At 47.1% G+C, this 5,908-nt stretch carries 6 protein-coding genes; 1 reads left to right on the forward strand and 5 read right to left on the reverse strand.

The features are described from left to right. Positions 1-151 precede the first annotated feature (151 nt). The 3 genes from dnaI to AC1DUA_RS19855 all read right to left on the reverse strand — a co-directional run bounded on the left by dnaI (position 152) and on the right by AC1DUA_RS19855 (position 3,216). The gene (gene dnaI, locus AC1DUA_RS19845; protein ID WP_477501413.1) at positions 152-1,105 is read right to left on the reverse strand and encodes a primosomal protein DnaI; all 954 of its coding nucleotides are present in this window, start codon (positions 1,103-1,105) and stop codon (positions 152-154) included. 56 nt (positions 1,106-1,161) lie between these two features. Next, positions 1,162-2,670, reverse strand: a complete 1,509-nt coding sequence (locus AC1DUA_RS19850; protein ID WP_477501414.1) for a replication initiation and membrane attachment family protein — start codon at positions 2,668-2,670, stop codon at positions 1,162-1,164. 183 nt (positions 2,671-2,853) lie between these two features. Beyond that, on the reverse strand, positions 2,854-3,216 hold the full coding sequence (locus AC1DUA_RS19855) for a winged helix-turn-helix transcriptional regulator (protein ID WP_477501415.1): 363 nt from the start codon (positions 3,214-3,216) through the stop codon (positions 2,854-2,856). A 125-nt stretch (positions 3,217-3,341) separates the two neighbouring features. Here AC1DUA_RS19855 and AC1DUA_RS19860 point away from each other — a divergent pair, with 125 nt between their 5' ends. Continuing rightward, on the forward strand, positions 3,342-4,379 hold the full coding sequence (locus AC1DUA_RS19860) for a zinc-binding alcohol dehydrogenase family protein (RefSeq protein WP_477501416.1): 1,038 nt from the start codon (positions 3,342-3,344) through the stop codon (positions 4,377-4,379). A gap of 82 nt (positions 4,380-4,461) precedes the next feature. Here the strand turns inward: AC1DUA_RS19860 and AC1DUA_RS19865 are convergent, their stop codons facing one another. Both AC1DUA_RS19865 and AC1DUA_RS19870 read right to left on the reverse strand, forming a co-directional pair. Then, positions 4,462-5,346, reverse strand: a complete 885-nt coding sequence (locus tag AC1DUA_RS19865) for an alpha/beta fold hydrolase (RefSeq protein ID WP_477501417.1) — start codon at positions 5,344-5,346, stop codon at positions 4,462-4,464. Positions 5,347-5,414: 68 nt separating this feature from the next. Beyond that, positions 5,415-5,699, reverse strand: a complete 285-nt coding sequence (locus AC1DUA_RS19870) for a YuiB family protein (RefSeq protein WP_477501418.1) — start codon at positions 5,697-5,699, stop codon at positions 5,415-5,417. Between the last annotated feature and the right edge of the window lie 209 nt (positions 5,700-5,908).

The following is a 5,908-nucleotide window of genomic DNA, read 5'->3' on the forward strand; positions in this document are numbered from 1 at the left end:
AAAAAAATACATAAATAGTAAATAATTTAAATTAAATTTTCGTGGTAGCTTTAATGCAACGCTAGTGGAGTTTCTACCGTTATTTCATTCCCTGCCCGAGCAGTGCAGATTAACGGTAGTTTTCTCAGCTATTTTGCTTTCAGCCCATCCTTTACGATCTTCCTCGTTTGTTCGTGCCGGTCACTTCAACCACGTCAACAAAAGGACGAATACGGTCCATAATCCGTTGTCCCTTGTACTCCTCGTCGCCATCCTTGTTCGTGAAGCTGAAATGCTTCTCAAGATCATTCAGTGCATAGTTCGACGTGAAGAAGGTCGGTTTCCGGTTCATCCGGTGGTTCACAATCGCCCCAATGACATGGTCACGAAGCCATGGATTCAGGTTTTCAGCGCCAATATCGTCAAAAACAAGCAGATCCGTCTCTTTCAGAAGATCGATCGTCTCTTTCAACTTATTGGGCTCTTGGAACATGCCTTTCAAATCCTCGGCAAAATCCGGCATATAGACGATAGCCCCCGTCATGCCCACTTTGGCCAATTGATGCAGCATATAGCCCATCAGGAACGTTTTGCCCGTACCGAACGATCCACTTAAGTAAAGCCCGCGTGCTTGCAGACCCTTTTCCATCGTTTGGTTGACGTAGTCATTGATTTGCATGACGGCTTTCGCCCGGTCCAAATCCACTTCAAGGATATCGCCAAACGAGAAGCTCCGCGAAATCATGCGAGGATCTACGTGGAAGGTGCGGATTCGAGAGGAAATCGCATCTTGCAGCTGCTTGGAGGTATACTTTTTGCACGCTACTTTTTCTTCGTGTATATACACTCTATCGTTATCCGTATCGGCAGTTAGCATCGTATAGTGACCCGTCATATCATTCGGGCAGTTCTCCAAACCGGGGCAGTTGGAGCAGCTTTTGTACTCAGTTACGTATTGGTACAGCTTATTCATATTAATCTTGACTGTATAATCATCGACAAACGGATACTTCTGGCGAAACTTATGAACTAAGACGTCATCCATGACCGCCTTGATTTTGGCCTCCGCCTTTCGTCTCCATTCCGAATTAGGCATGGATTTAAGAATGTGCGACAGCGATTCCATAATTGCGGCACCTCCTACTTGTGTGATCTCTTGGTACTCATTTGAATTCGTGCACGTTAGTTCTTCCGATTAAAGCGCTCATCCAGCTTCTGCGCCATCCTTCTCGCAGCCTCCAGCTCTTCTTCGGTCAGTCTCGAAGAAGCTGCAGCGCCTGCATCCGGCACCACAATCGGGATATGCGGCTTCTGCGTTTTGCCCTGCCGACCCCTGGTAACGGAGCCGCCACCGGCTTTGGCAGCCTCAACCTTGGATGCAGCTTTCTGTTTGTAGCTGATTTTCTCGCGCACATACTCCACAGCTTGCTCGTAAGTGATAATTTGCTTGCCGAGCATGTCTGAAGCAACCGCTTCAATGGAAGACTTCGCCCAAGAGCGGCGATCGATATGCAGGAAATGGATCAATACATTGATTACTTCTTCGTTTAACTTATAATTCAAATCAATCTTCTCAAATATATTAAGTACGCCGTCAGGAATAGAGCCCTGTGTAAAGAACATTTTCAGGACTGCAGTATACGGCTCGTTACGCATAATGTAGTTGTATTGATGATCCGTGCATTCGCCGCGCAGCTGCTGCGGTACTTCCAAATAAAACGCCATCTCAACTGATTTCTCGTCAGCCTGTTCTGCCGAATCCCCAACTCCAGCCTCTTCCGTTCTGGACATTGTTCGTTCTCTTTCCTCGTCACGCTTCTTGCTTTGCCTGTAAAAGAGATTCGCGTTGTATTGCATGAGATCCATCTGCAGCTCGCCTTCTTCACTAAACACGCCATCTTCATCGAGCAATCGGCATGTTTCCTGCAGGGATAGATTATACTTCTTAGCCACGATATTAATGGCTGCCATCTGATCCGGCTTGTGCTTGAGCGCCTCGACGAAAATCCGATTACTCGCTCCACGTGGAAACCTCATGATAATGTCAGCATACTGGAAGCCTTTGGTCGTGACGTCCATACGAGCTTCTCCCTGTTTGCTGGCTGAAGCTTCATATAGCGCTTGCTCCAACTCATAGTCAACCACTTGGGTATTAAGCCTGAACAGATCATAGAAGGGAACCGATAGATTCTCTTCGCTTGCTTCGCGGCACTCTTCCGGCTCCGGCGACAGCAAATCTTCCCGAAGAGAGAGCAGCATGAACTTGCCGACTTTGTCGCGGAGCAGCAGCGTCAGATGCTGGTTCCGGAAAAATTCATTCGGGCCAAGCGGCGCGAACAACGTGTACACAAAAATATAGTCTTCTTCATCCGCCAAAAACTTGCGGGTAGTCTGCAAAAGGCCGATAGCCTCAAGCTTGGAGGATTGCTCGATCAAATACTTCCGGCCTCGTTCTCCCTGCTCAAGGTCAAGCAGCAGAAATAGCTTACGCTGCTGTTCCAGCGGCGAAAATCCGACCTTTTCCGCACTCATCTGCTGGTAGAGAGCCTGATAGAGGCTAATTGCCAAACCACCGATCATCGGCTGATACATCATCGCCAACATTTTAAAATCCAAACTGCTTAAAGAAAATTCACGGCCTACACAAAACCTGTGATTCTCCGTGAAATGCAGCACATTCGTCATTCTCATCCGATTACAGCACCATCCTGCCTAGGCTCAACCGATTGCCTGCCACTCTTGCTGGCATCTCGGTTTCTCTCTATTAGTCTACCACAAAAATCGACACGCTTGGTATCTACTAGAGAAAGATAATATTACCTAAAATGAAAAAACCAACCTTTCGGCTGGCTGGGTTGGCTTTGTAGCAGCCGTTCAGCTTTCGATAGAACATTCCGAATTTTGTTGGTACCTAACTCCCCATTCTTTCATTAGCAAAATAATCGGCGTCAAGGTTTGACCAAACTCCGTCAAGGAATATTCCACCTTCGGAGGCACTTGGTGATACACCTCGCGGTGGACAATGCCGTCCTCCTCCAACTCACGCAGCTGCAAGGTTAGCATTCTTTGTGAAATCGATGGACAAATTCGTTTGAATTCATTGAATCTTTTGGTTCCATCGATCATGTGATAGAGAAGCACGCCTTTCCATTTTCCGCCGATAACATCCAATGTATATTCAACTGGGCAGCCTTCCCGATCTCCTGTGCTGCCATAGCCACTTTCACGATCACGCATAATGCTTTGGCACCTCCTTAGTATACAAATTGATACTATACCACACGAATGTGCGTACTTCCTATTTTAGAATGAATGGGCTACACTGACAACATTATATCAATACATTCCTAGGAGATGAACATATGACTTCCCAAGAAACTATGAAAGCCGTAGGACTTCTCCGTTATCTTCCTATTGAGCATCCTGAAAGCCTTATTCACGTTGACATTGAGAAACCGGTGCCCACTGGCAAGGACCTGCTGATCAAGGTCCTTGCCATTTCAGTGAATCCCGTAGACACGAAAGTGCGCGCTCCCAAAGAGAAAACGGAGGACACACCTCGCATTTTGGGTTGGGACGTCGCGGGCATCGTAGAGCAGGTCGGGCCGGATTGCACATTGTTTCAGCCGGGAGATGAGGTCTATTACGCTGGCAGCATAACACGCCCTGGCGGCAACAGCGAATTTCACCTCGTTGACGAGCGCATCGCTGGGAAGAAACCGAAAACGCTGAGCTTCGCCGATGCCGCCGCACTTCCGTTAACAGCCATCACCGCCTGGGAAGCTCTGTATGAGCGGCTTGGTGTGTCACGGAATAGAGAAGACAACGCCGGCAAAACCATACTGATCATTGGCGCTGCCGGTGGTGTAGGCTCTATCGCCACGCAGCTAGCCAAACTTGCCGGGCTCACCGTCATCGGCACAGCTTCGCGCCCTGAATCCGCGCAATGGGTGAAGGAGATGGGAGCCAATCATATCATTAACCACTATGATGCTTTCTTAGCTCAATTAAACGCGATCGGCCTAACTGACGTTGACTATATCCTCTGCTTAAATAGCACAGCCCAGCATTGGCAGAATATGGCTGACGCAATCGCTCCGCAAGGTATGATTTGTTCTATTGTAGAAACGGATCAGGCATTAAATATGAATCTACTTAAAAACAAGAGCGTTACATTCGCCTGGGAATTCATGTTCACGCGCGCGATGTTTCAAACATCCGACATGATCGAACAGCACAAACTGCTTAATGAAGTAGCAGAGCTAGTCGATAACGGATCTCTGCGCAGCACAGTGACTCAGAGGTTAACGCCGATCGATGCTGCAAACCTGCGCAAGGCGCATGCCATGCTTGAGGAAGGCCACACGGTAGGCAAAATTGTTCTGGACCATTTTGAATAAAAGAATGGGGTTGTCTCAAGGTCTAATTACGACCTTTGGACAACCCCTTGTCTATAAGAAGACTTATTCATGCGTGCCGGATTCAGTCAGGTGAAATCACCGGTTCCTCACTTCCCCAGGTATCTTCTCCGTACATGGCCGGATTCATTTTCCTGGCAATCGACAAGTCGAGCAGACCCCGTTCCGTGTCTTCGTCCTCCAGGCTTTCCACCCACAAACGAATCAAATCATTCATCTTCGCCGCACTTTTGATCGGAATTTGATGTTTCGCATCTTTTAAGAAATAGAGTGAGCTATGAGGCAGACCCTGGTGAAGCAAATTCGCATATCGATGAAAAGAGCGATCCTTCGTACCATACATTAACAAGACAGGGTGCTTGATATTGCGGAGTCGATGCGTGCATGTGTAATTACGAGCTTGTTTAAAATACATGCATACATCATCGGACGTGTCTTTCTGCGAGCTTTCATATAGCTGGCGATAAGTTGCGGTAGTGTCTGCGTTCCCATTCGTGATGGCTTTCTTCATTAGATCCATGAGCAGATCCGGGCCGGTCATATTACACGCCATCCACACCCTGATTTTGTTATACACATCGGTTAATTCCGACATGCCGCTCACCACAATTCCCCCAAGGAAACGCTCAGGATAAGCTAGAAGCGCTTCCAGCAGGATCATTCCACCTGTTGAATACCCGCAAAGATAAGCCTGTTCAATCCCGATTTCATCAAGCAGCATACGAACATCCCGTGCCATTAACTCAATGCTTAGAGGTCGCTCAGATGCTTGACTGGAGCCATGCCCACGAATATCATAAGTGATCACCTGGAAATGCTGAGATAACTGTTTTTTTTGATAAACGAAAACCTCTGAAGTCAACAGAGGAGGATGGATAAACACAATAGGGGTACCGGTTCCCGAAATCTCATAATTCAGAATCGTCCCTTTTAAATGAGCAAAAGGCAAAGTCGTCTCCTCCGTAAGGTCAAGTTCAAGTCACCTTATCGTAGCCCGCTTTGCCTTTTATTATTACACTAGAACATTTTAAAGCCTTTGATACGCAGAGTTTTGATGGCTGATCCGCTAAGAATAGCGCCTACCAAGCCGCCGATGGCCGGAACGATATCAACAATCGTAAAGCTATCCCCGCTTGATAGAAAGGAAGCCGACCCCATTGACCMGTAAATCACGACTCCAATGACTAGTGCGATAAACGCATAGAGTGGAAACCATGTGGTCTTCATCAGCATGTTCAAAATAAAACCGATTCCAAAAAATAACACCATCATTAAGACAGTGGCGATAATCATCTGCAGCAATGTCTGATCCCCCTAATTATGAAACTCATCTTCCGCTTTCTTTTCATTGTAATCCACGAGATCGCACAGGTAAAGTGTACACAAATTGAACATTTTCCATTTCACCCTTTGTTCATTTGCCCTTTCCCCATGAATTGGATACAATGTAGGGGATATTAGCCTTGAATGGAGGAACACTCATGAGTGAAGCCGTACAAACGCTGGAAGGC

This window comes from Paenibacillus sp. 01T422 (genome assembly GCF_056398785.1).